The 26185-nt window shown below is 60.4% G+C and carries 24 protein-coding genes; 10 read left to right on the forward strand and 14 right to left on the reverse strand.

The window, feature by feature from the left end:
- Window positions 1–88 precede the first annotated feature (88 nt).
- The 6 genes from ACK9YZ_RS26885 to ACK9YZ_RS26910 form a co-directional block, all read right to left on the reverse strand.
- Window positions 89–1678: an ABC transporter substrate-binding protein gene (locus ACK9YZ_RS26885; RefSeq protein ID WP_416068295.1), complete on the reverse strand. Its 1590-nt coding sequence runs from the start codon at window positions 1676–1678 to the stop codon at window positions 89–91.
- Between the two features lie 120 nt (window positions 1679–1798).
- Window positions 1799–2581, reverse strand: a complete 783-nt coding sequence (locus ACK9YZ_RS26890) for a carnitinyl-CoA dehydratase (protein ID WP_416068296.1) — start codon at window positions 2579–2581, stop codon at window positions 1799–1801.
- Window positions 2582–2587: 6 nt separating this feature from the next.
- The gene (locus tag ACK9YZ_RS26895; RefSeq protein WP_416068297.1) at window positions 2588–4642 is read right to left on the reverse strand and encodes an acetate--CoA ligase family protein; all 2055 of its coding nucleotides are present in this window, start codon (window positions 4640–4642) and stop codon (window positions 2588–2590) included.
- A 3-nt stretch (window positions 4643–4645) separates the two neighbouring features.
- Window positions 4646–5806, reverse strand: a complete 1161-nt coding sequence (locus ACK9YZ_RS26900; protein WP_416068438.1) for an acyl-CoA dehydrogenase family protein — start codon at window positions 5804–5806, stop codon at window positions 4646–4648.
- Window positions 5807–5816: 10 nt separating this feature from the next.
- Window positions 5817–7307 carry a carnitine 3-dehydrogenase gene (locus tag ACK9YZ_RS26905; protein ID WP_416068298.1) on the reverse strand — a complete coding sequence of 497 codons (1491 nt, stop codon included), beginning with the start codon at window positions 7305–7307 and terminating at the stop codon, window positions 5817–5819.
- 7 nt (window positions 7308–7314) lie between these two features.
- Window positions 7315–8217, reverse strand: a complete 903-nt coding sequence (locus tag ACK9YZ_RS26910) for a 3-keto-5-aminohexanoate cleavage protein (RefSeq protein WP_416068299.1) — start codon at window positions 8215–8217, stop codon at window positions 7315–7317.
- 41 nt (window positions 8218–8258) lie between these two features.
- On the opposite strand from ACK9YZ_RS26910, the gene ACK9YZ_RS26915 reads away from it, so the two are divergent.
- Window positions 8259–9308, forward strand: coding sequence for a GlxA family transcriptional regulator (locus tag ACK9YZ_RS26915; protein WP_416068300.1), 1050 nt, complete (start codon window positions 8259–8261; stop codon window positions 9306–9308).
- Here the strand turns inward: ACK9YZ_RS26915 and ACK9YZ_RS26920 are convergent.
- Entirely contained in the window at window positions 9283–10158 is an 876-nt protein-coding gene (locus ACK9YZ_RS26920) for a LysR family transcriptional regulator (protein ID WP_183725140.1), read from the reverse strand. The two genes, ACK9YZ_RS26915 and ACK9YZ_RS26920, sit on opposite strands and share 26 nt — an antisense overlap.
- 114 nt (window positions 10159–10272) lie before the next feature.
- Here ACK9YZ_RS26920 and ACK9YZ_RS26925 point away from each other — a divergent pair, with 114 nt between their 5' ends.
- The 6 genes from ACK9YZ_RS26925 to ACK9YZ_RS26950 all read left to right on the forward strand — a co-directional run bounded on the left by ACK9YZ_RS26925 (window position 10273) and on the right by ACK9YZ_RS26950 (window position 16172).
- Entirely contained in the window at window positions 10273–11178 is a 906-nt protein-coding gene (locus tag ACK9YZ_RS26925; protein WP_416068301.1) for a DMT family transporter, read from the forward strand.
- Between the two features lie 89 nt (window positions 11179–11267).
- Window positions 11268–13310 carry an FAD-dependent oxidoreductase gene (locus ACK9YZ_RS26930; RefSeq protein WP_416068302.1) on the forward strand — a complete coding sequence of 681 codons (2043 nt, stop codon included), beginning with the start codon at window positions 11268–11270 and terminating at the stop codon, window positions 13308–13310.
- A 100-nt stretch (window positions 13311–13410) separates the two neighbouring features.
- Window positions 13411–13659, forward strand: a complete 249-nt coding sequence (locus ACK9YZ_RS26935; protein ID WP_183725134.1) for a type II toxin-antitoxin system VapB family antitoxin — start codon at window positions 13411–13413, stop codon at window positions 13657–13659.
- Window positions 13656–14069, forward strand: a complete 414-nt coding sequence (locus ACK9YZ_RS26940; RefSeq protein ID WP_416068303.1) for a type II toxin-antitoxin system VapC family toxin — start codon at window positions 13656–13658, stop codon at window positions 14067–14069. The genes ACK9YZ_RS26935 and ACK9YZ_RS26940 overlap by 4 nt, the downstream gene beginning before the upstream one ends.
- A 228-nt stretch (window positions 14070–14297) precedes the next feature.
- Window positions 14298–14570: a hypothetical protein gene (locus ACK9YZ_RS26945; protein ID WP_416068304.1), complete on the forward strand. Its 273-nt coding sequence runs from the start codon at window positions 14298–14300 to the stop codon at window positions 14568–14570.
- A 342-nt stretch (window positions 14571–14912) separates the two neighbouring features.
- A complete protein-coding gene (locus ACK9YZ_RS26950; RefSeq protein WP_416068305.1) occupies window positions 14913–16172 on the forward strand; it encodes an MFS transporter in 1260 nt (419 codons plus the stop codon).
- 28 nt (window positions 16173–16200) lie between these two features.
- On the opposite strand, the gene ftrA is transcribed toward ACK9YZ_RS26950, so the two are convergent.
- Window positions 16201–17274 (reverse strand): transcriptional regulator FtrA, encoded by a 1074-nt coding sequence (gene ftrA / locus ACK9YZ_RS26955; RefSeq protein ID WP_416068306.1) that lies wholly within the window; start codon window positions 17272–17274, stop codon window positions 16201–16203.
- A 68-nt stretch (window positions 17275–17342) separates the two neighbouring features.
- Here ftrA and ACK9YZ_RS26960 point away from each other — a divergent pair, with 68 nt between their 5' ends.
- A complete protein-coding gene (locus ACK9YZ_RS26960; protein ID WP_416068307.1) occupies window positions 17343–17723 on the forward strand; it encodes a nuclear transport factor 2 family protein in 381 nt (126 codons plus the stop codon).
- A gap of 28 nt (window positions 17724–17751) precedes the next feature.
- Complete coding sequence (locus ACK9YZ_RS26965) at window positions 17752–18351, forward strand: gamma carbonic anhydrase family protein (protein WP_416068308.1); 600 nt, start codon at window positions 17752–17754, stop codon at window positions 18349–18351.
- Between the two features lie 414 nt (window positions 18352–18765).
- Here the strand turns inward: ACK9YZ_RS26965 and ACK9YZ_RS26970 are convergent, their stop codons facing one another.
- The 6 genes from ACK9YZ_RS26970 to ACK9YZ_RS26995 all read right to left on the reverse strand — a co-directional run bounded on the left by ACK9YZ_RS26970 (window position 18766) and on the right by ACK9YZ_RS26995 (window position 25241).
- Window positions 18766–19512 carry a ribonuclease activity regulator RraA gene (locus ACK9YZ_RS26970; RefSeq protein ID WP_416068309.1) on the reverse strand — a complete coding sequence of 249 codons (747 nt, stop codon included), beginning with the start codon at window positions 19510–19512 and terminating at the stop codon, window positions 18766–18768.
- A gap of 21 nt (window positions 19513–19533) precedes the next feature.
- Window positions 19534–20697: a mandelate racemase/muconate lactonizing enzyme family protein gene (locus ACK9YZ_RS26975; RefSeq protein WP_216760685.1), complete on the reverse strand. Its 1164-nt coding sequence runs from the start codon at window positions 20695–20697 to the stop codon at window positions 19534–19536.
- Window positions 20698–20730: 33 nt separating this feature from the next.
- On the reverse strand, window positions 20731–21828 hold the full coding sequence (locus tag ACK9YZ_RS26980; RefSeq protein WP_416068310.1) for an ABC transporter ATP-binding protein: 1098 nt from the start codon (window positions 21826–21828) through the stop codon (window positions 20731–20733).
- A gap of 11 nt (window positions 21829–21839) precedes the next feature.
- Window positions 21840–22730: a carbohydrate ABC transporter permease gene (locus tag ACK9YZ_RS26985; protein WP_416068311.1), complete on the reverse strand. Its 891-nt coding sequence runs from the start codon at window positions 22728–22730 to the stop codon at window positions 21840–21842.
- Window positions 22727–23683 carry a carbohydrate ABC transporter permease gene (locus tag ACK9YZ_RS26990; protein ID WP_416068439.1) on the reverse strand — a complete coding sequence of 319 codons (957 nt, stop codon included), beginning with the start codon at window positions 23681–23683 and terminating at the stop codon, window positions 22727–22729. The genes ACK9YZ_RS26985 and ACK9YZ_RS26990 overlap by 4 nt, the downstream gene beginning before the upstream one ends.
- Window positions 23684–23762: 79 nt before the next feature.
- Window positions 23763–25241 carry an ABC transporter substrate-binding protein gene (locus ACK9YZ_RS26995; protein WP_416068312.1) on the reverse strand — a complete coding sequence of 493 codons (1479 nt, stop codon included), beginning with the start codon at window positions 25239–25241 and terminating at the stop codon, window positions 23763–23765.
- Between the two features lie 204 nt (window positions 25242–25445).
- Between ACK9YZ_RS26995 and ACK9YZ_RS27000 the strand changes: the two genes are divergently transcribed.
- Complete coding sequence (locus tag ACK9YZ_RS27000; RefSeq protein ID WP_216760681.1) at window positions 25446–26156, forward strand: GntR family transcriptional regulator; 711 nt, start codon at window positions 25446–25448, stop codon at window positions 26154–26156.
- The last annotated feature ends 29 nt before the right edge of the window (window positions 26157–26185 follow it).

A 26185-nucleotide genomic window follows, 5' to 3' on the forward strand; every position in this document is an offset into this window, starting at 1 on the left:
GATGGCCTCGCGCTGAAACGTCAGGAGGACCGCGGGTTTTGTCCCACGGTCCCGACTTGCCTGGAGATCTGAGGGCAGACGCCCGGCGTCAGGCCTCCAGCCAGACGCGGGTTGCGACATAGCCGTTCGACATGTCGTTGCCGATGTCGTGGACGTAGCCCTTCACCTGCTTGGTGGAGGCGTTCACGAAGTCGTTGAACATCGGCAGGATGACGCCACCCTCGTCGCGGACCATCATCGCCATGGCGCGATACATGTCCTTGCGCTTGGCTTCATCAAGTTCGGAGCGGGCCTGCAGCAACAGCTTGTCGAAGTCAGGGCGCTTGAAGCGGGTGTCGTTCCAGTCGGCCGTCGAGAGATAGGCGGTGGAATACATCTGGTCCTGCGTCGGGCGACCGCCCCAATAGGAGGTCGAGAAGGGCTGGACGTTCCAGACGTTGGTCCAGTAACCGTCGCCCGGCTCGCGCTTGACCTCGATCTCGATGCCGGCCTTCTTGCAGCTTTCCTGATAGAGGACGGCCGCGTCGACACCGCCGGGGAAAGCGACTTCGGACGTGCGCAGAAGGACCGAGCCGCTGTGGCCTGATTTCTTGTAGTGGAAGGCCGCCTTGTCGGGATCGTAGACGCGCTGCTCGATGCCTTCGGGGAAAAGCGCGTAGGTACTGTTGATCGGAAAGTCGTTGCCGACCTTGCCGTAACCGCCGAGGATCTTCTCCACCATGGTCTCGCGGTCCATGGCGTATTTGAGCGCGAGACGCAGGTCGTTGTTGTCGAACGGCGCCTTGTCGCAATGCATGATGAAGACATAGTGGCCGCGCCCGGCAGTCGAAAGGATCTCGACATTCGGAGCACGCTTCAAGAGGTTGACGGTCTTCGGATCGACACGGTTGATGTAATGCACCTGGCCGGACGACAGCGCGGCGATGCGCGCCGTGGCGTCGTTCATGCCGATGATTTCGATGGAATCGACATAACCGCGGTCGGTGCGCCAGTCGTCCTTGTTCTTCTCGAAGGTGGCGCGCACGCCCGCCTCGAAGTTCGTCAACTTATAGGGACCCGTGCCGATCGAGGCGAGAGGATCGTCGTTACCGCCATTTGGCTGAATGACCAGATGATAGTCGGTCAACAGCAGCGGCATATCGGCATTGCCTTCGGAAAGCGTCAGCACGAGATTGCCGCCGTCCGCCTTGATTTCCTTGATCGAGCCGAGAACACCGAGCGCGCCGGATTCCGACGCCTTGTCGGTATGACGCTTAAGGGTCGCAACCACGTCATCGATCGTCAGTTCCTTGCCATTGTGGAACTTGACGCCCTTGCGGATCTTGAAGGTCCAGGTTGCCGCATCCTTCGACGGTTCCCAGGATTCGGCAAGCGCCGGTACGGCGGCGCCCGTCAGTGGATCGGATTCGACCAGCATGTCGCCCCAGCAGCGACCGACGCAGAACATGAATTGCGACAGAAATTTCGCCGGGTCCTTGGAATCGGTTGCAGCTCCGCCCTCCAGGCCAAGCTTCAGATGACCGCCGCGCTTCGGCTCGGCGGCTCTAGCACTTTCGGTAAAGAGCTTGTCGGCAACGGCAAGCGTCAGGCCGGCTGCCATGGCACGTCCCAGGAATTCGCGGCGGCTGAGGCCACCGGCGGTCACCCGGGTTGCGAGATATTTCGTGTAGTCGTTCATTCCCCTTCTCCTTCTTATGGTGCGTTGACTTCGATTTCCGGGCATGATCCCCGACCGGTTTCCTCTTCCGTTCGAGGTGCCCGCACGCTTGCGGGAAGATGATGCTGTTGTCGCCGCCTGTTACCGTCCTTTCCAGTTGGGGCTTCTTTTTTCGGCGAAAGCCCGTGCGCCTTCCAATTGGTCCTCGCTCGAATAAAGCCGGTCAACCGTTGCAAACTGCCGTTTGGTGATCTTGTTCATGGCAGTCTGGAAGGTCGAACCCTCCGATTCACGCACGATTTCCTTGATGGCCGCATAGACAAGCGGCGGCCCGCTTTCGAGCAGGCGGGCGAGATCCCAAGCCCGCTCCATCAGCCTGTCCGCTGGCAGGATTTCGTTGACGAAACCCCAGCGATGCGCCTCCTGGACGTCAAGCCAGCGGCCGGTCAAAAGCATGTCCATGGCGATGTGATAGGGGATGCGCTTCGGAAGCTTCACCGAGGCGGCGTCGGCAACCGTGCCGGAGCGGATTTCCGGAAGGGCGAAGGTCGCATGTTCGGCGGCGAGGATCAGGTCGGCCGCTAGCGCGATCTCCAGTCCGCCTCCACAACAGATGCCGTTGACGGCGCAGATGACAGGCTTGTTGAGATCGCGCAGCTCCTGCAACCCGCCGAAACCGCCAACACCATAATCGCCGTCGACCGCGTCGCCTGCTGCGGCAGCCTTCAGGTCCCATCCGGCACAGAAGAATTTCTCGCCTGCACCGGAGATGATTGCCACGCGCAGCGATGGATCGTCGCGGAAATCACGGAATATCAGTCCCATGGTGCGGCTGGTAGCAAGATCGATTGCGTTCGCCTTCGGCCGGTCGATGATGACTTCCAGCACTGCGCCAACCTGTCGGGTGCGAATGGGGTCGCTCAACCTATGCTACCTCCTCCGCCGGATCAGGGCATCGACTGCGGCCACGCCGTGACCTTCAGGAAGAACCATCAATGGATTAATGTCCAGTTCCTCCAGCCGTGCCGCATTCATTACGACATAATCTGCCGCCCGTGCGACAGCCGTTACGGTCGCTTCGAGGTCTCCTTTCGGACGCCCGCGATATCCCTCGATCAATTTTCCGATCTTCAGGCGTGAAATTGCCTCGGAAATTTCCGACCTCGTCGTCGGCAGCGGCAAAATGACGGAATCCTCCAGCAATTCGACGAAAATTCCGCCGGCGCCGAGCGTTAGCGATAATCCGAAGACCGGGTCGCGAGAGGCGCCGACGATCAGCTCGGCGACGGGCCGGTCGATCATCTGCTCGACCAGAAAACCGCGTGTCGCAGTCATCTTTGATGCGGCATCCGATACTGCCTTGGCATCCTTCAGGTTGAGTGCGACGGCGCCTGCTTCGGTCTTGTGCGGGACGCCAAGAGCTTTCAGGACAACAGGAAAGCCGAGCCGCGCGGCACAATCTGCCGCCTGAAGCGGCGAGCTTGCAACTCGGCCTTTGGGGATCCGAAGGCCGGCGAGATCGAGTTCGGTCTTTGCATCAGCCTCCGTTAGTGTTTCGATTGCGCCTTCGACTGGCGCCACATTGAGAAGCGGCAGGGAAGGCGGCTTGCGCCAGGCATGGCCGATGCCGGCTGCGATTTCTGCGGCAATCAGGGTTTCATCAATACCGCAGAAGGGGACGACGCCTTCAGCGATCAGACCGTCGGCGACGGCCTCCGGCATGTTTTCGGGGAGGGTCGCCATGATCCCGGCAAGCGCGCCTGTCGCAGACGCCGCAGCGGTGACCGCGTCAACCGTCGTCACCCAATCTGCCGCCTCGCATCGATCGCCGCGCGGAAAATCGAGGACGACGAGATTGAGGTCGTAGCTACCTTCGAACATGGCGGTGAAAGCCTCTGTCTGACGCGCGAGATCGCCCCACACGAACGTGTGGTAATCGAGCGGATTGGAGAGCGTCACCATGTCGCCGAGGATCTTTCTCAGGCGCGGCAGTTGCTTTTGTTCGAGATCTCGGAACGTGACAGCGCGTCCGATCGCAGCATCCGACATCAGCGAGGCTTCGCCACCCGAGCAACTCATCGAGGAGATCGAGGCACCTTGCAGCGGGCCTGCGACATGCAGGAGTTTCAGCGTTTCAAGCAGCGCCGGCAGCGTCTCGACGCGGCCGAGGCCGAGGCGGGCAAGCACCGCATCGGCCACGGCATCGCCGCCGGCAAGGGATGCTGTGTGGGAGAGCGTTGCCTGTCTTGCCTGTTCGGACTTGCCGACTTTCAAAACAACAACAGGCTTTTTCGTCAGGCGAGCTGTGGCGGCAAGGCGCTCAAGCGCGGCTTTGTCGCCAAAACCTTCGACATGGAGGCCGAGTGCCGTCACGCGCGGGTCGGCAAGCAGTCCGCAGGCGAGGTCGCAGAGCGAGGTTTGCGCCTGGTTGCCCGACGTCACGACATAGGCGATCGGAAGGCCGCGTGTCTGCATGGTCAGGTTGAGCGCTATATTCGACGATTGGGTCAAGATCGCCACGCCGCGTTCGACGCGCCTCATGCCGTGCTGATCGGGCCAGAGCAGCGCGCCGTCGAGGCCGTTGATGAAGCCGTAGCAGTTCGGTCCGAGGATCGGCATGTCGCCGGCGGCGCCAACCAGCGCTCGTTGCAGGTCGTTGCCATCGGCAAGCTCCACCACGGCCTCGCTGAAGCCCGAGGCATAACAGACCACACCCCCGGCACCCGCTGCCGACAGGCTGCGCACGAGTTCGATGGTCAATATCCTGTTGACCCCGACGAAGGCCGCGTCTGGCGGCGACGGCAGGTCGGAAACGCTTCTGTAGCAGCGCCGCCCGAGGACCTCGTCGAGCGTCGGGTGAACGGGCCAGAGCTTACCCGCAAATCCCATTCGGTCGCACTGCTCGATCACCCGACGCGCTTCCCGGCCGCCGAAGACGGCGATCGTTTGCGGTCTGAACAGGCGATCGAGCGTGCGTGCTGGCATCGGCTACGCTCCCAGAGGCCGCAGGAGATCGCGGCTGATGATGTGGCGCTGGATTTCCGACGTGCCGTCCCAGATGCGTTCGACGCGCGCATCCCGCCAGAAGCGGGCAAGCGGCAGATCGTCCATCAGGCCCATGCCGCCATAGATCTGGATCGCTTCATCGGTGACGCGGGCAAGCATTTCGGAGGCGTAAAGCTTGGCCGAAGCGATTTCGCGATCGGAAGTCAGGCCTGCATCCAGCCGCCATGCCGCCGAGAGTGTCAGCCATTCGGCTGCGTCGATCTCGGTGATCATGTCGGCAAGCTTGAAGGAGACCCCCTGGTTGGCGCCGATCGGCCTGCCGAACTGCTTGCGCTCGGCAGCATAGGAAAGCGCCATGTCAAAGACGCGACGTGCCCGGCCGACGCAGGTGGCGGCGACAGTCAGCCGCGTGCCGTAGAGCCATTGATTGGCGAGTTCGAAGCCGCGATGGACCTCGCCGAGCACCTGGGAGGCCGCAATCCGGCAATCGGCAAAGCTCAGGGTGCAGTTGTGATAGCCACGATGGGAGACGGAATCGTAACCCTTGAGAATTTCGAAGCCCGGCGTGCCGCGATCGACCAGAAACGCGGTGATCTTCTTCTTGAGGCCCCTTGGCGTTTCCTCCTCGCCGGTTGCGGCAAAGACGATGATGAAATCGGCGACATCGGCATGCGAGATGAAATGCTTGGTACCGTTGAGGACGAAGTCGCTGCCGTCGCTGCGAGCGATGCATTTCATGCCGCGCATGTCTGAACCGGCATCCGGCTCGGTGATCGCCAGCGCGTCGATCTTTTCTCCGCGGACGGCAGGAAGCAAATACCGTTCACGCTGTTCGCCCTCGCAGGCCATCAGGATGCCGGAGGGCCGGCCGAAAAAGACCGTCAGCGCCATGGAGCCGCGGCCAAGTTCCCGCTCGACCAGCGTGAAGGTGACATGATCGAGGCCGGCGCCGCCGGCCTCTTCGGGGAAATTGCAGGCGTAGAAGCCGAGTTCGATGCATTTGCGCCGGATCTCCGCTGCGAGATCCGGCGGAACGAAACCTGTGCGCTCGACTTCGTTCTCATGCGGATGGATTTCGGTTTCGACGAAGCCGCGGACCGTCTCGACGATCATTTCCTGTTCTTCGCTGAGGCCGAAATCCATGTCGATCTCCCTATCGTTTCTGGCCGACATGGCGGCCAACCCCATCGGGGGGAGGCAGCTTTGCGTGAGCCGCGGCAATAGCATTCGCCTTGTCGAGTACAGCGACAGGTGCCGGGGTCGCCTTGCCGGCCTCGGTATCGACATGCAGCAGCATCTGCTCGGCAGTGGCGAGCACGGCGCCGCTCTCGGTGTCGCGGATCGTGTGGAAGAGGTGCAGCCGCTTGTCGTCGACTGCGAGGATCTGGCAAGTCGAATGGATCGCCTGCCCGAGTTTTGCCTCGCCAAGATGGCGGATATGGGTCTCGACCGTATAGTAGCTCTGCCCGGCCTCGACATAGGCAAGATCGACCCCGATCAGGCGCAAAAGCGCGTCGGAGGTGTCGCCAAAGACCTGCAGGTAGCGATGCTCCGTCATATGGCCATTATAGTCAACCCAGGCGGGGCTCACCTTCGTCTCGACGAGCTTCAGGGGCTCTGCGGGGTCGGCAGGAGCAGTCTTCCCGGCACCTGCGGCCCAGAGGGACCGTTCGAAATCCTTGAGCAACTCGCCGGCACCCCAGCCCTTGCCGTCGTTTCCGGCCTTCAGCGCCTGCAGGATGCCGACGAGATTTTCGTCGCGGATGCGCTCCAGTGCGCGGATCGAAAGGCCGGCAGCCTGTTCGTCGGACTGTTTTCCGATCTTCTCGATCAGCGCGTCGTCGAGATCGACGACATCGGTAAGCTTCGTCCAGGGCCAGGCAAGGCATGGCCCGAACTGGGCGAGGAAATGGCGCATTCCGGCCTCGCCGCCGGCGATGCGATAGGTCTGGAACAGGCCCATCTGCGCCCAGCGCAGTCCGAAAGAATAGCGGATGACGTCATCGAGCGTCTCGACGGTGCAGATATCGTCATGGATGAGCCAGAGCGCCTCGCGCCACAGCGCTTCGAGCAGTCGGTCGCCGACGAAGGCCTCGATCTCCTTGGCAATATGAACGCCCTTCATGCCGATAGGAGCCAGGCGCTCCATCGCTGCCTCGATAGTCGCTTTCGAAGTCTTCTCGCCGCCGACAATTTCCACCAATGGCAGCAGGTAGACGGGATTGTAGGGATGGGCGACGAAGAGGCGCTCGGGATGCTTCATGTTGCGCTGCAGGTCGCTCGGCAGCAGGCCTGACGTGGACGAGCCGATGAGGGCATCGGGGCGTGCGGCAGCGTCGATTTCCGTCAAGACGCGGCGCTTGAGGTCGAGCCGTTCCGGTACGCTTTCCTGGATCCAGTCCGCACCGGAGACGGCCTCTTGCAGCGACGTTTCGAAGGTAAGCCGGCCGCGCGGCGGCAGCGGCGCGCCGGTCAGCATGGCATAGGCTTTTTCCGCATTGGCAAGGACTTCGCCGACGATGCGGCTTGCTTCCGGATGCGGATCGAAGACGCTGACATCGATGCCGGCAAGCAGAAAACGTGCAATCCATCCGCCGCCGATGACGCCGCCGCCGATACAGGCCGCTTTGGTAATCCCTGTCATGTCGTCCTCAGCGCTTCGTCAGATTCAGTTTCTTGCGGACGTCCTCAGGACCGATGATCCTGGCACCCATGCCTTCGACCACCTGCACGGCCTTTTCGACGAGCTGCGCATTGGTGGCGAGAGCGCCCTTGCCGATATAGAGATTATCCTCCAGGCCAACGCGGACATTGCCGCCCGCCAGAACCGCGGCAGCCGGATAGGCCACGGCGTTGCGACCGATCGAAAAGGCCGAGAAGGTCCAGCTGTTGGGCACGTTGTTGACCATGGCCATGAAGGTATTGAGATCGTCTGGAGCACCCCAGGGAATGCCCATGCAGAGCTGGATCAGCACCGGATCTTCGATCAGGCCTTCTTCGGCGAGCTGTTTTGCAAACCAAAGATGCCCTGTGTCGAAGGCCTCAATCTCAGGGCGCACGCCGAGATCGGTCATCTTCTTCGCCATTGCCCGCAGCATGGCGGGCGTGTTGGTCATGACGTAATCGCCGAGATTGAAGTTCATCGTGCCGCAGTCGAGCGTGCAGATTTCGGGCAGGCATTCGGCGACATGGCGGACGCGCTCGGTTGCCCCTGCCATATCCGTTCCAGCCGCCTTCAGGGGAAGCGGGCTTTCGACATCGCCGAAAATCAGGTCACCGCCCATGCCGGCCGTCAGGTTCAGCACCACGTCGACATCGGCCGATCGGATGCGGTCGGTGACCTCCCTGTAGAGGTCGTTGCGGCGACTTGCGGCACCGGTTTCCGGATCGCGGACATGGCAGTGAACGACTGCCGCCCCAGCCTTGGCGGCATCGATCGCGGAGGCCGCGATCTGCTTGGGAGTGATGGGAACGTGGCTGGATTTCGAAACCGTATCGCCGGCGCCGGTGACGGCACAGGTGATGAAGACATCGCGGTTCATCGCAAGAGGCATGTTTGTTGTTCTCCCTCGTCTTGAGGCTATTACGCGCCAGGATGAGTGAGGATGCTTTGCATTTTCGGAATCGATCGATACATTATCGGAACATCGGGGAGGGGAGTTTGCTGCAGCGATCGACCGAACGGCTCGACATCGATCTTCTTGTCCTGCCGGACACCAATCTCATTCTCATTGCGTCCGTCATCGAGCCGTTGCGCGGAGCAAATCGCATTTCCGGCAGCGAGCTCTACCGCTGGCGCATCTTCACGCCTGATGGAGAAGCTGTGCCGACAACCAGCCACATTGCCATACCGGCGCAGGGGACGTTCCAGACGACGGCGTCGGACACGCCGCTCTTCGTGCTGGCGAGCTACAACTGGCGGCAAAGCGCAACTGCTTCCCTGAAGATGCAGTTATCGCAGGCGGCTCGCCACCGGACGATGATCGCCGGCATCGAATCCGGAACCTGGCTGCTTGCCGAAGCATGCCTGCTCGACGGCTTGTCGGCGACCGTGCATTGGGAGGATTACGAGGATTTCGCGCTCGCCTATCCGCACGTGGCGGCCGTCAAGGACCGGTTCGTCATCGACGGCAAGCGTGTGACGACATCAGGCTCGCTGCCGACCGTGGACCTGATGCTGGAGATCATCCGGCGACGCCAGAGCTATTCGCTGGCGCTCGAGGTCAGCCGGCTGTTCCGCTACGAGCAGCCGGCCTTTCATGCCGACGAGGCGCTGTCGGCAGGCTTGCGCATGGACGATCCGCGGGTGGCCCACGCCGTGCGGCTGATGGAGGACAATATCGAGCAGCCGATCGTGCTGGCGCGTCTTGCCCGCAGGGTCGGGATCAGCGCCCGGCACCTGCAGGATCTCTTCCAGGCCTCGATCGGTGCGCCGCCCCATATCCACTATCTTGCGCTCAGATTGAACGCGGCGCGGCGCAAGGTGATCGAGACGACGGCGTCCTTCGCCGATATTGCGGCTGCAACCGGCTTCAATTCGGCCTCCGCCTTCGCGCGAAGCTATCGGGCAAGCTATTCCGAAAGCCCGTCGGAAACGCGGCGACGGCTGCGGCGACCGGTCAGGCCATCGGAAGCCCGGCCATAGGTTGGAAGGCATCGCGCACCATCTCGGCAAGCTCGCGAACCGCTTCGCTCGACCGGAAGGTGTTGCGACGAAGCACGACCCTTGAGGAATCGACCGGCGGGAAGCCGTCCTCAGTCGTCAGTTCCCGGCAGCCGGGTGGGATGTTGCTGCGCGACAGGGTGGTGACGGCAAGACCGGCAGTCACGGCGTTCTTCAGTCCGGAACTGGTATCAGCAATGAAGGCGACCCGGTAGTTGCGACCGAGCTGGTGCAGCGACTTCAACGCAAAATCGCGACACCAGCTCGAGTCTCTATAGGTGGCGATTGGCAGCGGATCGATGTCGTGCAGCCGGTGGACGATCGAGGTCACCCAGACGGTTGGGTCGATGCAGAGCACCTCGCCACTCATCTGATCGCTCCAGTCGAAAACGACGGCGAGATCGAGCTCATCGCGTTCAAGGGCGGCGATGTTGCGGACGGTATAATCGCAGGAGATCGTAACCTCGACAGCCGGATGACGCACGGCGAAGGCTGCAAGTGCGGCGGGCAGCACGGTCTGGCTATATTCCTCGGGAATACCGATGCGAACCGGTCCGCCGAGCGGCTTGCTGCGGATCGTCGCTGCCGCCTCGCTCAGGAGATCGATGACGCGCCGCGCATAGGGGACAAGCTGGACGCCCTGACGTGTAAGGACGACCCCTCGAGCGCCGCGTTCGAACAGTGCTTCGCCGATCGTGTCTTCCAGCTTCTTGATCGCCGCGCTGATCGCAGACTGCGTTCTGCCGACGCGCTGGGCGGCCGCCGAAAAATTGGTGGTCTCGACGACGACGAGGAAGGTCCGGAGAAGATCACTCTCGATGGGCTCGCGCATGGACAGCCATAGAAAAAATCGATGCCATCCATCTCTACTATTCGTTTGTCTGATGTCAATTGCGGGTGCAGAAAGGAGGTGCGTTCGACTTTTCCTCCTTCGAGACTAACTTGCGTGACCATTGACCATTCGGCTAGGCATCTCGGTGCCGGCGAGCGCGAGAAGGGCATCCTTCTCGTCATCGGGGCGACACTTGCCTGGAGCGCCAGCGGGGTCTACTCGCGGCTCCTGACGACAGATGTCTGGACGGCGATCGCCTGGCGTTCGCTGTTCGGCGGGCTGTTCCTGCTGATCCCCTGCCTGTTCCTCGAAGGCGGGATATCACGAAATCAATGGCGTTCGGTCCTGCATCCGTCCGGTCTGGCGATGATTGTCTGCCAGACCGTCAGTCAGGGCTGCTTCATCGGGGCGCTCTATATGACCAGCGTCGCGAATGTGACGATGATCTATTCGACGGCACCCTTCATCGCCGCCCTGTTCGGATGGATCATCCTGAAAGAGGGCGTCGGACGGCGCACGCTGATTGCCGGGGGCATTTCTCTTCTGGGTGTCGTGGTCATCGTCGCCTCGTCGATCGGCGGTGGTACCGGGATCGGCGACCTCTTGGCGCTTGGCATGACGGTCTCCTTCGCCCTCGTCATCATCATCCCGCGCATCAATCCCGAGGTTCCGAGCCTGCCGCCGACTGTTGTCAGCGCCTTCCTGACACTCGTCATCTTCGCTCCATTCGGCTCGGTCGGCTCGGTTGATCTTCATAACTGGATCGTGCTTGCTGCTTTCGGTGCGACCAATTTTTCGCTGGCGCTTGTGCTTTTCCTGGCAGGGGCCAGACGAATGCCGCCGGCCGAAGCTGCGCTGATAGGGACGATGGAGATCGTGCTGACCCCGTTCTGGGTCTGGCTTCTGTTTTCCGAGCAACCGCCTGTCGCCACCTTCTTCGGCGGCGTCATCATCTTCGCAGCCGTTCTCTGGCATACCGCCGTCGACCTCGGCCGCAGCCGGCGGGCGCATGCCGGCTAGAAAGCGACGCCGATCGGATCGTCATTTCAGGCGCCATGGGTCAGAATAGCGGTTCGATTGCCACTCCCACCCAAGCAACGAGTGCGGACATGTCCTCCAAAGATCCCCTGCTGCAGCCGTTTCAACTCAAGCACCTGACGCTGAAAAACCGGGTCATGTCGACCGCTCACGAGCCGGCCTATTCGGAAAACGGCATGCCGACGGATCGCTACCGGCTTTATCACAGGGAAAAGGCGAGGGGTGGCATCGCGCTGACCATGACGGCGGGATCGGCGGTCGTCTCACCTGACTCTCCGCCATCCTTCGGCAATCTCCATGCCTATCGCGACGAGATCGTGCCCTGGCTGAAGAGCCTTGCCGACGACTGTCATGAGTTCGGTGCGGCAGTCATGATCCAGCTTACGCATCTTGGCCGCCGCACAAGCTGGAACAAGGGCGACTGGCTGCCGGTGCTCTCAGCCTCGCCGATCCGTGAGCCGGCGCACCGGGCCTTCCCGAAAGAGGTGGAAGACTGGGACATCGAGCGCATCGTGGCCGATTATGCAAGCGCCGCGCAGCGCATGCAGGAAGCCGGCCTCGACGGTATCGAGATCGAGGCTTACGGCCATCTGCTCGATAGCTTCTGGTCGCCGGCAACCAACCGGCGTGAGGACGAATTTGGCGGCTCGCTCGCCAATCGCATGCGTTTTTCTGTCATGGTCACGCAGGCAGTTCGCAAGGCAGTCGGGCCGGATTTCATCGTCGGCATGCGTCTCGTCGCAGACGAGGACTGGGAGAAGGGCTTGTCGCGACAGGAAGGCATAGAGATTGCATCACGATTTGCCCGATCCGGCGAAATCGATTTTCTCAACATCATTCGCGGCCATATCGACAGTGACGTTGCGCTCAACGAGGTCATCCCGATCCAGGGCATGGCATCTGCCCCGCATCTCGATTTTGCCGGCGAGGTGAGGGCGATCACCAAGTTTCCGGTCTTTCATGCCGCGCGCATCGGTGATGTAGCAACAGCCCGTCATGCGATCGCCGAGGGAAAGCTCGACATGGTCGGCATGACACGCGCCCATATCGCCGACCCGTATATCGTGCGCAAGATCGAGAGCGGCGAGGAGGCACGCATCCGGCCCTGCGTCGGCGCCACCTACTGCCTCGACCGGATCTACGAAGGCGGGGAGGCACTCTGTATCCACAATGCCGCGACCGGCCGCGAGGGACAGATCCCACATGAGATCGAAAAGGCCGCGCTTCGCCGCAAGGCCGTCGTAGTCGGTGCGGGACCGGCCGGCCTCGAGGCCGCCCGTGTGCTCGCCGAGCGCGGGCATGTGGTCGATCTCCTGGAAGCAACGGGAAAAGCCGGCGGACAGGTCAATCTACTCGTCCGCAATGTCAGACGCAAGGAGATGATAGGCATCATCGACTGGCGGCTGGCGGAACTCGAGCGGCTGGGTGTTCGCATGCATTATGATATCTATGCGGAGGCAAGCGATGTCCTTGCTCTTGAACCCGACCTCGTTGTCATTGCGACCGGCGGCATTGCGCAGCAGCCCGAACTCGTTGCAGGCGATGAACTCGTGACCTCTTCCTGGGACATCCTTTCAGGCGGCGTCAGGATTGCGGATGCGGTCCTGCTCTTCGATGACAATGGCGGACATCCGGGCATGTCGGCCGCCGAAGTGATCGCCAGAAGCGGCGCCGAGCTCGAGATTGTGTCACCCGAACGCTTTTTCGCGCCCGATATGGGAGGCATGAACCACGTGCCCTATGCCCGTACCTTCGCAGAACGGAACGTCAGGGTCACCATCAACACGCGGCTCAAATCCGTCCGGCGCGACGGCAATGCTCTTGTCGCCGCACTCGGATCGGATTTTGCAGACGGCGCACAATGGGAGCGGCGCGTCTCCCAAGTCGTTGTAGAGCATGGCACGCTTGCCAATGATGGGCTTTATCTCGAGCTGAAGCCGCTTTCGCGGAATCTTGGAGCCGTGGATTATGCTGCCTTGATCAATCGTCGGGCGCCATTGCCGAAGCTCGGTAGTCAGGAGCGTTTCGATCTCGTGCGGATCGGCGATGCGGTTTCCAGCCGCAACATCCATGCTGCCGTTTATGACGCTCTGAGATTATGTTCGTTGTTTTGACCTCTCTGCAATTGCCCTGCGTTTGTCAGATGGCAAGCCGTCATCTGCCATCTTGATGGCGAGACCGGGCTACCATATATTTTCTGCGAAGGAGACCGCAATGGCCGCACCACAACTCTCTGTTCGAAGCTCCAAAGCACGTGATTTGGCACACAGGCTGGCTCGCCGCGAAAATCGTTCGATCGCTGAAGTGGTCGAACGAGCGCTAGAAGCTTACGAGATACGCGAGGCGGGGCGCGAACCTGCGTCCAGCTTCTACTCACGTGTAAATGCGCAGGCTGCCGCAGATATCGATCTGGATGCCGTCATCCGAGAAAGCCGTCGTCCTCATCAGGGCATTGAGCTTTGATATTTCTCGATACGAACGTCGTCTCCGAGACATTGAGGAGGGATCCCAACGAAGCCCTAATGGCTTGGCTGGTTCGGTTCGACGCGGAATTGGCCCTGCCCACTGTGACAATAGCCGAGATCGCTTTCGGCATTCAAAAGATCAAGCCGGACCAGCGTGCCGATCGCCTCAAACAGGGGCTTACAGAGTGGCGTCGCCGGTTTGCCGATCGGATGTTTGGGCTTACGGAGGAAGCCGCGCTTGCTTACGGAGAAATTATGGGGCGGGCGGTTCGTCAGGGGCGAGGAATGTCAGCACCCGATGCAATGATCGCTGCAGTTGCTCGCGTGAACGGCGGACGCCTAGCCACGCGCAATCTCAAGGATTTTGAAACAACAGGTCTCGATCTCGTCAACCCGTGGGATTTTTAATCTCATCCGTCTGCAGTTTTTGCTGGCCCACTTTCCGACGCTTGGCAGCCGCGACGGCAGCAAGCGTGTCCCGGCAACTGGGCTCGGAAGCGATGCTGGGATTGTGGGCGCTGACTGCTCTCCTTGCGCTTGTTCTGTGGCAAGCCGCATCGTGTTGCCTCAGGGCAAAGGACGGCAACAAGTAAAACTAGTAGTTCGTCCCCCTCGCGAAGCGGCAGGGCGTGGCTTTTGCTTGCCTTCTTCGGCGTCGGCACGGGCGCCTACACGCTCGTGCTGGCGTGGCTGCCGCCCTTCTATGTTCAACTGGGGCGGAGCGAGGATATCGCAGACTATCTGCTCGCGGGCCTCACGCTGGTGGAGGTTCTAGCCGACCCCGCTGTGTCGGTGATGATCAACTGGTTTCCCAATCGGCGGGGAGCTCTTGCCGCCGTTCTTTTTGCCATTCTCGGAGGCTTGGTCTGCCTCATCACCATGCCACTGACGCTGCCCTTCCAGCGATGATCCTGCTTGGGTCGAGCATCGGCGCGCTGTTTCCACTTTCGTTGATCGTCACACTCGACCACGCCGACGAACCGACCAGCGCCGGCCGCCTCACCGCCTTCGTGCAGGGGGGCGGATAGATCATCGCCAGCATCATGCCCTTTACGGCCGGCTGGTTGCGCAGCCATTCAGATGACTTGTCACAAGCCTGGGTCATGATGGCTGTCGGCATAGTGCAAGCGAGGCCGCAGCCATCCCAGACGTCGTGCGTTGCAAAAGTCCGCGATTTATCTGATGGAGAGACCGGAAGCTCGTGAATACCGGTATGGCTGTATTGACGACCATGAATTGCTGAGAGGCCCGATGAGGTACGACAATCAACGACTGAGCTACGTCCTGTTCCTCATCGCGGGGTCAGGACTCGTGACCATCGCGCGTGCAATGACGCTCTCGTTCCTTGCCATCAAGCTGCAGCAGTCGTTCGGGCTTGGTCCGGCCATGATTGGCGCGCTTCTGGGCATTGGTCCCCTGGTAGGCGCTGTCGCGGCTCCCTTCGCGGGATCCCTGTCGGACAGGGTGGGGCGCAAGACGGTGCTGACGCTTACTCTGCTTTCCATGGCCGTTGCGCTAACCTGTATGGGGTTGGCTGAAACCGTGCTGGCATTTTGCATTGCCCAGATCGTTGCTGCCATCGCTCTCGCGATTTATGAACCGATTTCACGCGCGCTGATGAGCGACGTCTGTCCGCAGCCGCTGCGCCTCAGGTATTTTTCCTGGCGTTACACGGCCACGAATGTCGGCTGGGCCATCGGACCTTTGATGGGGATTGCCGCTGGGGCTGCATCCACCATTCTTTTCGTTATTGCGGGTGTTGTCTACGCGATGTTCGCGCTTGCCCTGTACATGTTGCACGTTCCAGCTCACCAGAGTGACGATGTTTCCAAAGCACCCGCTTCGCCGCCATTGCTTGAGAGCCTGAAGGCGGCGATCGGCGATCCGCGGTTGGCCTTCTTCGTCGGTGGCGGCACATTGCTGATCGCCGTCTATGGCCAATGGTCAGCGACACTCGCCCCGTACCTCACGGGAAATGTCGCCGAAGGCATGGAAATCTACGCCTATCTCGTTTCGATCAACGGTGCAGCTGTTCTGATCGGGAATCCGTTTGCCCGCAGGTTCGTCGAACGTGCAGGCGCGCTCAACGGCCTTGTGATCGGCTGTATGCTGTTTGCCTTCGGCGAAGTCGGGTTTCTCAGCGCCGCCGGCTTCTGGGGGCTTGCGGCCTCGATGGTTGTTTTCACGATCGGAGAGATTCTCGTCGTACCTTGCGAATACATGCTGGTCGACGGCATTGCGAACGATCGGAACAGAGGCAGCTATTTTGGCGCTCACTCGTTCTCAACCATCGGCAACTTTATTGGACCGACTCTGGGCGGTGCCATGCTTGGCGCTTTTGGCGGGCCAGGCATGTTCCTTTTATTCGCCGGGTTCTCGGCCATCAGCGCGATTTTGTTTGCCATCGGGACACGCATGCCACCACCGAAAGCAGCGGCACAGCAATCCTCGGCCGGTTCGCCGCAAGCTGCAACCGGGCCATGTTTGCGCGGCGCCTATCTTGTTGCATGAATTGCGACATTCACGGGGGGGCTGCAGTTCAATCAACGAGGAAATCGATGTTCGAAGAACTTTGGCCAGTGTGCTTCGGAAGCGCCTGGTCTATTTGCGGTCGTTGCGCAAAACGATTGCGATAAATCATTGGGCTAACCCCGTAATGTCGACCAAACTGAAGCCGTAGGTTTTCAGTACTTCCGAGTCCTGTCGCCCTTGCGATGTCATCAGGCACGGTAGAACCGGTCTCCAGCATGATGCGGGCCTGCTCAAGTCGCTCCCTCAGGATCCATTTGAGCGGTGGCAGGCCGGTCAGAGAGCGAAAACGACGTTGAAAGGTACGTTCGCTCATGCCGGCGTGGCGGGCGAGAGAACTGACTGTGTGCGGGTGGTGGAGGTTGGTCAGAATGTGGTCCAGGATCGATGACAGCCGATCTGCCTCCCGCCTAAGCGGCACGGGACGCTCGATGAACTGGGATTGTCCACCCTGGCGATGGCTGTACATCACCAACCGGCGCGCCACCGTATTGGCGAGCTCCGCTCCGAAATCCGAACGGACGATATGCAGGCACAGATCGATGCCTGCTGAGCTGCCTGCCGAGGTGAGGATGTCGCCCTCATCAATATAGAGGCAATTCGCGTCAATCTTGATGGCGGGATAGCGCTGAACCAGGCCCTCGGCGAAACGCCAATGCGTTGTGGCGCGGCGGCCATTGAGCAAGCCGGCGGCCGCGAGCACATACGCGCCCCCGCAGATGGAAACGATGCGGGCGCCGCCCTCATGAGCGCGAACCAATGCGTTGCAGATCTGGTCGGGTACCGGCTCGTCGGGTCCACGCCAGCCGGGGACGATAATTGTTCCGGCTTGGTGCAGATCCGTCTCGGTGCCCGTTGCTGCTACCGTCAAGCCACCACAGGCATTGAGAACCTGATCCTCCAGCGAGACCGATTTGAACTGATACCAGTCGGGTCCTGCCTCAGGTCGGGCCAAACCGAAGATTTCGGCCGTGATCCCGAACTCGAAGGTGCAGAGGCCATCATAGACAAGGCTGACGACACGTCTGTTTGCAGGAAAGCGTACGTTCTCATTTTTTGGCATGAATGCCGTCTTATCTGGCAATCCTGCCGCTGGCAACTCGCGCTGTCGGCATGCAACACGGTCACCCGCCAACAAAACGGAGAAACCAGATGAGCCGCGATACCGAATTGCTAAACGCGATACAAAACTATTTCGATGCCCTCTACGCCTGCGATCTCTCGCTCTTTGACCACATCTTTCATCCAGCCTGTAGCCTGTTCGACGCTGACGAAGGCGCAATCAGGGTGGACCCGATTGCAGATTATCGCCAGGTGATCGCCAGGCGCGAATCTCCCGCGAGCCGCTCGCAAGACCGTGAGGACGAAATCATTCTGATCGATTGGCTTTCGCCAGCTGCGGCCACCGTGAAGGTCAGGCTGCGGATCCACGCCAATATCTTTATCGATCATCTTTGCTTCGTGAAAGGCATTGAGGGCTGGCGGATCGTCGCAAAGGTCTGGCACCTTGAAAGTGTGAGGGCGTCGGCGTAGCGCCGAGATCAAGGCAGGAGGGTAAAACATGATCTTATCGTACGAAGAACAGTCGCCATCGATCGATTCCGATGCCTGGGTAGCGCAGGATGCGACGGTCTGTGGCGATGTTACCATCGGTGCGGGAAGCAGAATCATGCATGGCGCTCGCTTGGTGGCGGAAGCCGGTGGATCCATCCACATCGGACGGAATTGCATCGTGTTCGAAAATGCCGTGATCCGAGCCACCAGTCGTCACGACTGTTCCATTGGAGACCATTGTATAGTCGGGCCTAACAGCCATGTCGTTGGCGCGCAAATCGACGGCGAAGTTTTCGTCGCAACCGGGGCAGCCGTGTTTCACGGGGCGCAGATCGGACGTGGGTCAGAAGTCCGCATCAACGGAACCGTGCATTTGCGAACGCGGCTGGAGCCGGGCTCAACCGTGCCGATCGGATGGGTCGCCGTTGGTGACCCGGCGGAAATGCTATCCTCCGATCAGCACGAAGCCATATGGGCACTCCAGAAGACACTGGACTTTCCGGGTTTCGTTTATGGCGTAGATAGAAGCTCACCCGATGTGATGAAAACAATTACGTCGCGCTTGTCCGATGTTCTTGGAATTCATCGAGCCGAAAGTAGTTGTTAGGTGTCACGAAAACTCCGACCGCTCGAGGTTCGCCTTGGCTCTACCGCTACCATTAGGGCTTCCATGGCGGCGTCGGCCATCGTCTTTGCATAGAGGCTGGCCAGCCGGTCGAAGTGGCACCAAACTGCCGTTAACTCCACAAGCGCACGTGGCCTATTCTGCCGTTGGCTTTGATATTTTCAGCGCCGTCTTCGGCGCTCTGGTTACCTGGAGCTGCCGCGGCCTCGTGGATCGGCTAGGCCTCTCAGTCGGCCACCAAACGAAGCAAACGACACCCGCTCGTACCTCGACGGCACCGCCACTGGTGTAGAATTCACATATTCGACAGCATCGTCCAAACCTACGGGACTTGCGGCCCCAAATCAGCCGCTCCATCGAGGTCAAGTTCGCCGCCCGCCTAGGGTAATCCCTTGGCTAAGTCTTTCCCGAGCGGTTAATTTTGCACCATTCTTCGTACTCTCCGCGGGCACCGTCATGCAGCGGATAGTAGCGCTGCAACGACCCGCCCCCCATGAGCTTCATGCGCGAGAACTCCTCCCAATCGTGATGCTTTTGCGATTCTTCGATCACCTTCGAGGCCATTGCGACTGGAAGCACCACCACCCCGTCATCGTCGGCGACGATGATGTCTCCGGGGATGACCGTGACACCGCCGCAGGCAATCGGAACGTTGACGGCGTTGGGATAAATGCTGGTCTGCACATGGTAGTTGGGTGTCCAGCCGCGCAGCCAGAGGGCGAGATCTAGCTTCTCGACATTGGGCCGATCGCGCATGCAGCCATCGATCACGATGCCGGCGCCGCCTCTACCCTTGAAATAGGTCGACATCATGTCGCCGAAGACGCCCGAGCTCATATCGGCCCGCGCGTCGACCACGACCACATCCCCCTCCTGCGCGTGATAGAGCACGTGCCGGTGCAACTGCGTCTCCGGATCTGCATATTCTCCCTCGGTGAAAAGATCCGGCCGCTGCGGCATGAATTGAAGCGTCAGCGCCGGGCCGACGATCGACTTGCCGCGGCTCTGCGATACCGGGCCGACCATATGCGGATTGCGGAAGCCCATGTGGCCGAGCGTACCTGCAATGGTCGCGGCGCCGATCTCCTTCAGCGCATCGATCAGCTCTCTGGGCGGTCGCGTAATATCGGGCGTATGCGTCATTTTAAGCTCCGGTGGATGAAACTACCAGTTTGTGACAGAACCGTCGCGGCGCTTCAGGTGAGGCGCTTCCCAGAAACGAAAGCTCTCCGCCTTGACAGCTTCTTCGTTGACCTCGACGCCGAGCCCCGGCAGGTCGCTCACCGGATAGTCAGGGCCGTCGAGCCGTGGTTGCACGGGGAAGAAGTCGGAATTGTCGAAGCCGAGCTTTGCTTCTGGCACCCTGGTCTCGAGCCAGGCGAAATTCGGCACCGCAGCAGCAAGATGGATGGTGGCGGCCGTGCAGACCGGGCCAAGGGGATTGTGCGGCATCAGGTCGACATAGTGCGCCTCGCTCCAGCCAGCGACCTTCATCGCTTCAGTGAGCCCGCCAACGTTGCAGACATCGAGCCGGTTGAACTGATGGATGCCGCGCTCGATATAGGGCAGGAACTGCCACTTGCTGGCAAATTCCTCGCCAATGGCGAAGGGGACGTCAGTCATCCTGCGTAGGGATTCGTAGGCTTCAGGTGTCTCGTCTCGTATCGGCTCCTCGAGGAAATCAAGCACGCCACGGCCGAGCTTGTTGCAGAAGCTCGCCGCCTCTGCCACCGACAATCGATGATGATAGTCGATGCCGAGGACGACGTCGTCGCCGAGCGCCTCGCGCGCCTTGTTCAGCATCCGTGCGGTGGGCCCGATCGACTCGCGCGGCTCGAAGATGTCGTTACTGCTTTGACCGATTGGGAAGAAGCGGATCGCCTGCCACCCTTGTACACGGAGTTCGCGGGCTCGTTCGATGGCAACATCGCCCTCGGCCTCGTCGCCGGTCGAGGCGAAGGTCGGAATGCGGTCGCGCTGCTTGCCGCCCAAGAGTTCGTAGGCCGGCACGCCCAGCGCCTTGCCCTTGATGTCGTGAAGGGCAATGTCGATCGCGGAAATCGCCGCCTGCAGAACGCGCCCGCCTTCGAAATATTGGCTGCGATAAATTTCCTGCCAGATCCGGCCAATCTGCATCGGGTCGCGGCCGATGAGGAACTCGCGATAGTGCTCGATCGCGCCGGTCACAGCCTTCTCGCGGCCGCTCAAACCGCTCTCGCCCCAGCCGAAGATGCCGTTGTCGGTCTCCACCTTGACCAGCATCTGGTTGCGCGTTCCTACCCATACTGGATAGGGCTTGATCGCCGTGATTTTAAGTTTCGCAGTCATCCACGCCCTCGTTTCACGCGCATCCGCCTGGTCTCAGTTGGCCTTGAGCGCCATTTCCGTTTCGCCGTCGAACAGATGCATCCGCTCCTGATCGAACTCGAGCCAAATCTGTTCGTCGGGCGTGACGGCAATGGTCGGCGGCACGCTGACATTGACGATGGCGCCGGAAAGAAACGCCTGTACGAAGGTGACGTCTCCGGTCGGCTCTACCGTGTAGGCCTTGGCAGGGACGCTTCCGGGCACCGCACTCTTATGCAGCTTTATCGTCGAGTGGCGCGCGCCGAGCACGACTTTCCTGGTGGATGACCTTGCGACCTTCTGGGCGTTTTCTGGCGAGAGTTCGAGGCGCCAGCCCTCCGCGCTGGTCAACACGGTCTCGCCGCCTGCCGTTGACGCCTCCAATGGGACAAGGCTCATCGCCGGGCTGCCGACGAAGCTGGCGACGAACATGTTTACCGGATGGGCAAAAACCTGCGCCGGAGTATCGTATTGCTGCAGGTAGCCTCCGTTCATCACCGCCATCCTGTCGGCCATGGTTACGGCTTCGAGCTGGTCGTGCGTCACGTAGATGATCGTCGCCTTGAGGTCCTGGTGGAAGCGCTTGATCTCCGAGCGCATCTGCACGCGCAGCTTTGCGTCGAGGTTGGAGAGCGGCTCATCCATCAGGAATACTGCCGGATCGCGAACGAGGGCACGGCCGAGCGCCACACGCTGCTGTTGGCCACCCGAAAGTTCGCGTGGCTTGCGCTCGAGCAGCTGCGTCATGTCCAGCACGCGCGCTGCTTCCCTGACCTTCTTGTCGATCTCGTCTCGCGGCAGTTTGCGCATCTGTAGCGGGAACGCCAGATTTTTGTAGACAGATTTCTGCGGATAGAGCGCGTAGTTCTGGAACACCATTGCGATGTCCCGGTCCTTGGGGTCGAGGTCGTTGACCACCCGGTCGCCGATGACGATGTCCCCAGATGTGATGGGGATAAGCCCTGCCACAAGATTGAGCGTGGTTGTCTTCCCGCAGCCTGAAGGGCCGACAAGCGCAACGAATTCGCCGTCGTTGACCGTCAGCGAAACATCGTTGACAGCTTTGAAGGCGCCATAGGTCTTGACCAGATCTTTGAGGACCACGTGGGCCACAGGCAACTCCCCTAGTGCTTGACTGCGCCTTCGGTAAGGGCGCGTACGAAGTATCGTTGAAGAACGAGGAACAGGACCACGACGGGCACGCTCATCATGAAGCTTGCCGCCATCAGGCCCGGAAAGTCCGTCGTGTTTTCCGAGAAGAAGCGCTGGATGCCGACCGGCAGCGTCAATTGCTCGTTCTTGGAGAGGAAGGTGTAGGCGTAGATGTACTCGTTCCACGCACCGATGAAGGAATAGATCGCCGTGGCGATGATTCCTGGCGCCGAGAGCGGCATCACGATCAGGACAAAGGCCTGGAACCGCGTTGCCCCGTCGATGCGTGCGGCCTGCTCGAGCTGCACCGGGATGTTGTCGTAGAAGCCCTTCAGGAGCCATATTGCCAGCGGCAGGCCGAATGTGAGGTAGGTGAGGACAAGCGACCCATGCGTATTCACCAGCCCGATCGCGCGCATCAGGATGAAGAGCGGCACGAGAAAGATCACTGCCGGGAACATGTTGCGAAGCAGGACGGCGAAGAACAGAAAGTTCCGGCCCGGGAATTTGAAGCGCGAAAACGCGTAGGCCGCAGGAACTGCGACGATCACCGAAAGGATGGTCGTGGCAGTGGAGACGAAAAGGCTGTTCCAGAAGAAGCGCAGGAAGTCCTGGCCGACGCTGTTTTGCGGATCGAGCAGCTTCTGGTAGCTGTCGAGGGTCGGTTGGTCCGGCCACCATTGCGGCGGGAATTGCATGGCGGCGAAGCCGGACTTGATCGAGGTGATCAGCATCCAGATCATCGGTAGCGCAGTGTAAAGGAGCATGAACACAAGGAAGATGCGTCCACCCCACCGCCATCCATCGATGCGTGTACGGCGACGCGCCTGATCTCGATGAGCAGTCTCGGCAATCGCGGTCATTCGCTTCCATCCTTTTCGTTGCCGCTCAGCGCACGGACGTAGAAGTAGCCGAGCGACATCAGGATCAGGAACAGCAGCACCGAATAGGCTGATGCCACCCCCCAGCGCTGGCGGCCGAAGGCGAGTTCATAAATGTGAGTGATCCAGATATGCGATGCATTCGACGGCCCGCCGCCGGTCATGATCCAGGGGATGATGAAGGAATTGAAATTGGCCACTGCAAGCAGAAGAACCGTCACCGTCGAGACGTTTCGCAAGTGCGGAAAGGTGACGTGCCAGAACCGCTGCCACGCATTGGCTCCGTCGACTTTCGCGGCGCGCAGCAACTGCTCGGGAACCGTCTGCAGGCCAGCCATCATCATGATCATGGCAAACGGAAACTCTCGCCAGATATTGACGACGATCAGCGAGGGCAGCACCGTGCTGACGCTGTCGATGAAGTTCGGCGGCCGATCGGCCACTCCGAGGCCGACCAGCACCGCGCCGATGATTCCGAAGTCCGAATGGTAGATCCACTTCCAGATATAGGACGCGGCGACCGCGCTGATGACCCAGGGAATGATCAGGATGGCGCGCAGGATGCCGCGGCCGACAAAGTCGCCATGGAGCGCGAGCGCGCAGGCAAACCCCAGGACAAATGAGATGAACGTGGATCCCAGTGTCCAGATAAGAGTGTTGGAGGTGACTTTCCAGAACACCGGACTTGTGAGGATGGCGGTGTAGTTGTCGAGGCCGACAAAAATCTTGTCCCGAAGCTGCAGTCCAGGCGGTGTATTGAAGAACGACAGCTCGATCGTATAATAGATAGGGTAGGCGATGACGATGAGCATGACGGCGATCGAAGGAAGCACATACGCATAGTCAGCGCGATGCTCCCAAATCTTTCGCAGCACGCCGGACCTGTCGGGTTGCAGTCCTCGGCGCGCATCGGCCTTATCAGTCAAGATCGTCACTGTGCCTGCCCTCGTCCTTCGGAAGAAACCGGCTGCAATCTCGGCGCAGCCGGTCAGATCGATCGTGGTCAGGCTTGGACTAGAGACCGCCATCCATCAGGTCTTTGACCTTCTTGGCCGCGTCGTCCGCTGCTTGGTCGACGGACATGGCTCCGGTCAGGGCATTCTGCAGCATGTCCGGTACGATGATATTCATGATCTCGGGCGACTGTGGCAGCGCCGGGAACGGGATGCCGTAGGGCAGCATCGAGGTCGTGACATCGAGGAACTTGATACTATCAAGACGCTCCTTCATCCATTTGGTCTTGAAGCCGTTAAGGTTTCCCGGGTTAGAGCCGGCATAGGCCATCTTCAGTGACCATTCGGGGCTCGTCCACATGCAGATGATAGCCTTTGCAGCCGGCTCGTCTACCTTGCCGCCCTCGACATATTCGGGCTTCAAGATGTGAATGTTGGAGCCGCCAAACACGACGGCACGCTTGCCGTCGGGACCTGTCGGAATCAGGCCGTAGCGCATGTTGTCGATGACGGTCTGGGCTTTTTCCTTGTCGCTGCCCGTCGTCTTCTTCTGCAGGTCGAGCATGACGTTATAGTCGGACGGGTGCGAGATCATCATGCCGAGCTGGCCAGCGAGGAAGAGGGGCTGGTTATCTGCCTGCTGATTGGTGAGCGCCGAAACCGGAACCGACTTGTCGCGAACATACATATCGTAGGAGGCTTGCAATGCCGCCTTGCTCTGCGCGGTGTTTAGCTCGACTTCCTTATAGGTCGGGTTGGCGGCAGCTTCATCGAAGACGCCGCCGCCATAGGCCCACAGCTGCGGCATGAAACGGTACGGTGTATTACCGGCATTCTTGCGCGCCACGAGGCCGTAACCGGCAATGCCGAGCCTGTCGTGGATCTGCTTGGAATATTTGACGACGTCGTCCCAGGTTGCCGGAGCCTTGTCCGGATCGAGGCCCGCACGCTTGAAGATGTCGGCGTTCCAGATGAACGCCATCGTCTCATTATTGGTTGGGATGCCGTAGGTCACCCCCTCCCAGGTTACGGCCTTCATCGCACCGGGCCAGAAGTCATCGGTCGAATACCCGATATCTTCGGGTTTGAGCGGTTCCAGATAGCCCTTAGAGGCGAATTCGGTGCCGCCAAGGATTTGCAGGCGCACCGCCATGGGCGCTGCATTACCCAGAAGTGCGGTCCGGAACTTGTCCAGAAGGTCATTATAGGTGAGGGCTTGTTCCTCAAGCTGGATGTTTGGATAGGTTTTGCGGAAGGTCTCGAAGAAGTCCTTGTAATACTGGCGCAGGAGGTCGGGGTCGCCCTCGAACACGCCCTGATACCAAAAAGTCAGTCGCCCCTTATAGTCGAGCGGAGTGACCTTGGCGCAATCGCCGGCCGTGTCAAAATCCTGTGTGCCGGCGATGGAGCGGACATATTCCGGCGACCACTTGCTCAGGTCGACCGGCGCACCCAACGCAGACACGGACATCAACGATACCATCAAAGCAGTCGAGACAGTGCCGCGCAAAACGGCACGGCCGAGTGAAATCCTCGTCATAGGTACCTCCCAGGTTCTCTCCCATGCCACTCTGCGTCGAGGCGAGCGGTCTTCTCCCCGGCCGCAGGACTTCTCCTAATGTATCCCTTCGGCCTGATCATACGTTTTCAGATCACAGATTGCCTGTCAATGACAGAAATCGTACATTGTTTAAGGAAAATTTGCGTGATATCCGAATAGTGTGTGTATTTACTGGGGACAGTCTTGGCCGAAACAAGTGATTTCAGGGCGCAGCCACCCGAAGGGATCGACGCTATCGGGGCCTCCAGCGAGGGCGCCTCGCTTTATCAGCTGATCAGGGAAGACATCATCGAGGGTCGACTCGCGGCCAACGAGCGACTTGTTGTCACGGATCTCGCCCGGCGCCACGGCACCTCAACCAACCCCGTGCGCGAGGCTCTGCAACTGTTGCGCGGGGAGGGCTTTGTCACCTTCGTTCCCAACCGCGGAGCGCGCGTGAGGCCCATAGATCAGGATTTCGTTCGGGACATCTACGAGATCGGCGTCTTGATCGAGCCGGCATTGACGAAATGGTTCGTGAATATGGCCACCGTCGAGGACATTGCTGAACTCGAACGCATCCAGGGCCTGATTGAAGAGAACAACTTCGCCGACCCGTTCAGGCACAGCGAGCTGGACACCGCGTTTCACACAGTCATGTACCAGAAGCACTATAACCGCCATGCCGCCGAGCTTTGGTGGAAGCATCGCGAAGTGCTGCGAGCCGTGAGCCGACGTTTCGACTTCACGCTCGCCCGGCGTGCCGCAATCCTCAGCGAGCATCGCGAGCTCATCGCGCATGTAAAAGCGGGACATGCGAACGAGGCAGCCGACCTTATTGCACGCCATGTCGAGGGCTCCGGCCGGCACATCCTCGAACATATGCGCGCGCGTAACGCCGCTCGGGCAGGATAGAATCCATCACCCTTAATATCGTTATCCCC

The organism is Rhizobium sp. ZK1 (assembly GCF_047782645.1).
Lineage (GTDB): Bacteria > Pseudomonadota > Alphaproteobacteria > Rhizobiales > Rhizobiaceae > Rhizobium.

Coding starts and splice junctions, on each gene's coding strand:
- ACK9YZ_RS26885 (WP_416068295.1), bottom strand. CDS start 1,678: ATGAACGACTACACGAAATATCTCGCAACCCGGGTGACCGCCGGTGGC.
- ACK9YZ_RS26895 (WP_416068297.1), bottom strand. CDS start 4,642: ATGCCAGCACGCACGCTCGATCGCCTGTTCAGACCGCAAACGATCGCC.
- ACK9YZ_RS26900 (WP_416068438.1), bottom strand. CDS start 5,806: ATGGATTTCGGCCTCAGCGAAGAACAGGAAATGATCGTCGAGACGGTC.
- ACK9YZ_RS26905 (WP_416068298.1), bottom strand. CDS start 7,307: ATGACAGGGATTACCAAAGCGGCCTGTATCGGCGGCGGCGTCATCGGC.
- ACK9YZ_RS26910 (WP_416068299.1), bottom strand. CDS start 8,217: ATGCCTCTTGCGATGAACCGCGATGTCTTCATCACCTGTGCCGTCACC.
- ACK9YZ_RS26915 (WP_416068300.1), top strand. CDS start 8,259: ATGAGTGAGGATGCTTTGCATTTTCGGAATCGATCGATACATTATCGG.
- ACK9YZ_RS26920 (WP_183725140.1), bottom strand. CDS start 10,158: ATGCGCGAGCCCATCGAGAGTGATCTTCTCCGGACCTTCCTCGTCGTC.
- ACK9YZ_RS26930 (WP_416068302.1), top strand. CDS start 11,268: ATGTCCTCCAAAGATCCCCTGCTGCAGCCGTTTCAACTCAAGCACCTG.
- ACK9YZ_RS26935 (WP_183725134.1), top strand. CDS start 13,411: ATGGCCGCACCACAACTCTCTGTTCGAAGCTCCAAAGCACGTGATTTG.
- ACK9YZ_RS26950 (WP_416068305.1), top strand. CDS start 14,913: ATGAGGTACGACAATCAACGACTGAGCTACGTCCTGTTCCTCATCGCG.
- ACK9YZ_RS26960 (WP_416068307.1), top strand. CDS start 17,343: ATGAGCCGCGATACCGAATTGCTAAACGCGATACAAAACTATTTCGAT.
- ACK9YZ_RS26965 (WP_416068308.1), top strand. CDS start 17,752: ATGATCTTATCGTACGAAGAACAGTCGCCATCGATCGATTCCGATGCC.
- ACK9YZ_RS26970 (WP_416068309.1), bottom strand. CDS start 19,512: ATGACGCATACGCCCGATATTACGCGACCGCCCAGAGAGCTGATCGAT.
- ACK9YZ_RS26975 (WP_216760685.1), bottom strand. CDS start 20,697: ATGACTGCGAAACTTAAAATCACGGCGATCAAGCCCTATCCAGTATGG.
- ACK9YZ_RS26985 (WP_416068311.1), bottom strand. CDS start 22,730: ATGACCGCGATTGCCGAGACTGCTCATCGAGATCAGGCGCGTCGCCGT.
- ACK9YZ_RS26995 (WP_416068312.1), bottom strand. CDS start 25,241: ATGACGAGGATTTCACTCGGCCGTGCCGTTTTGCGCGGCACTGTCTCG.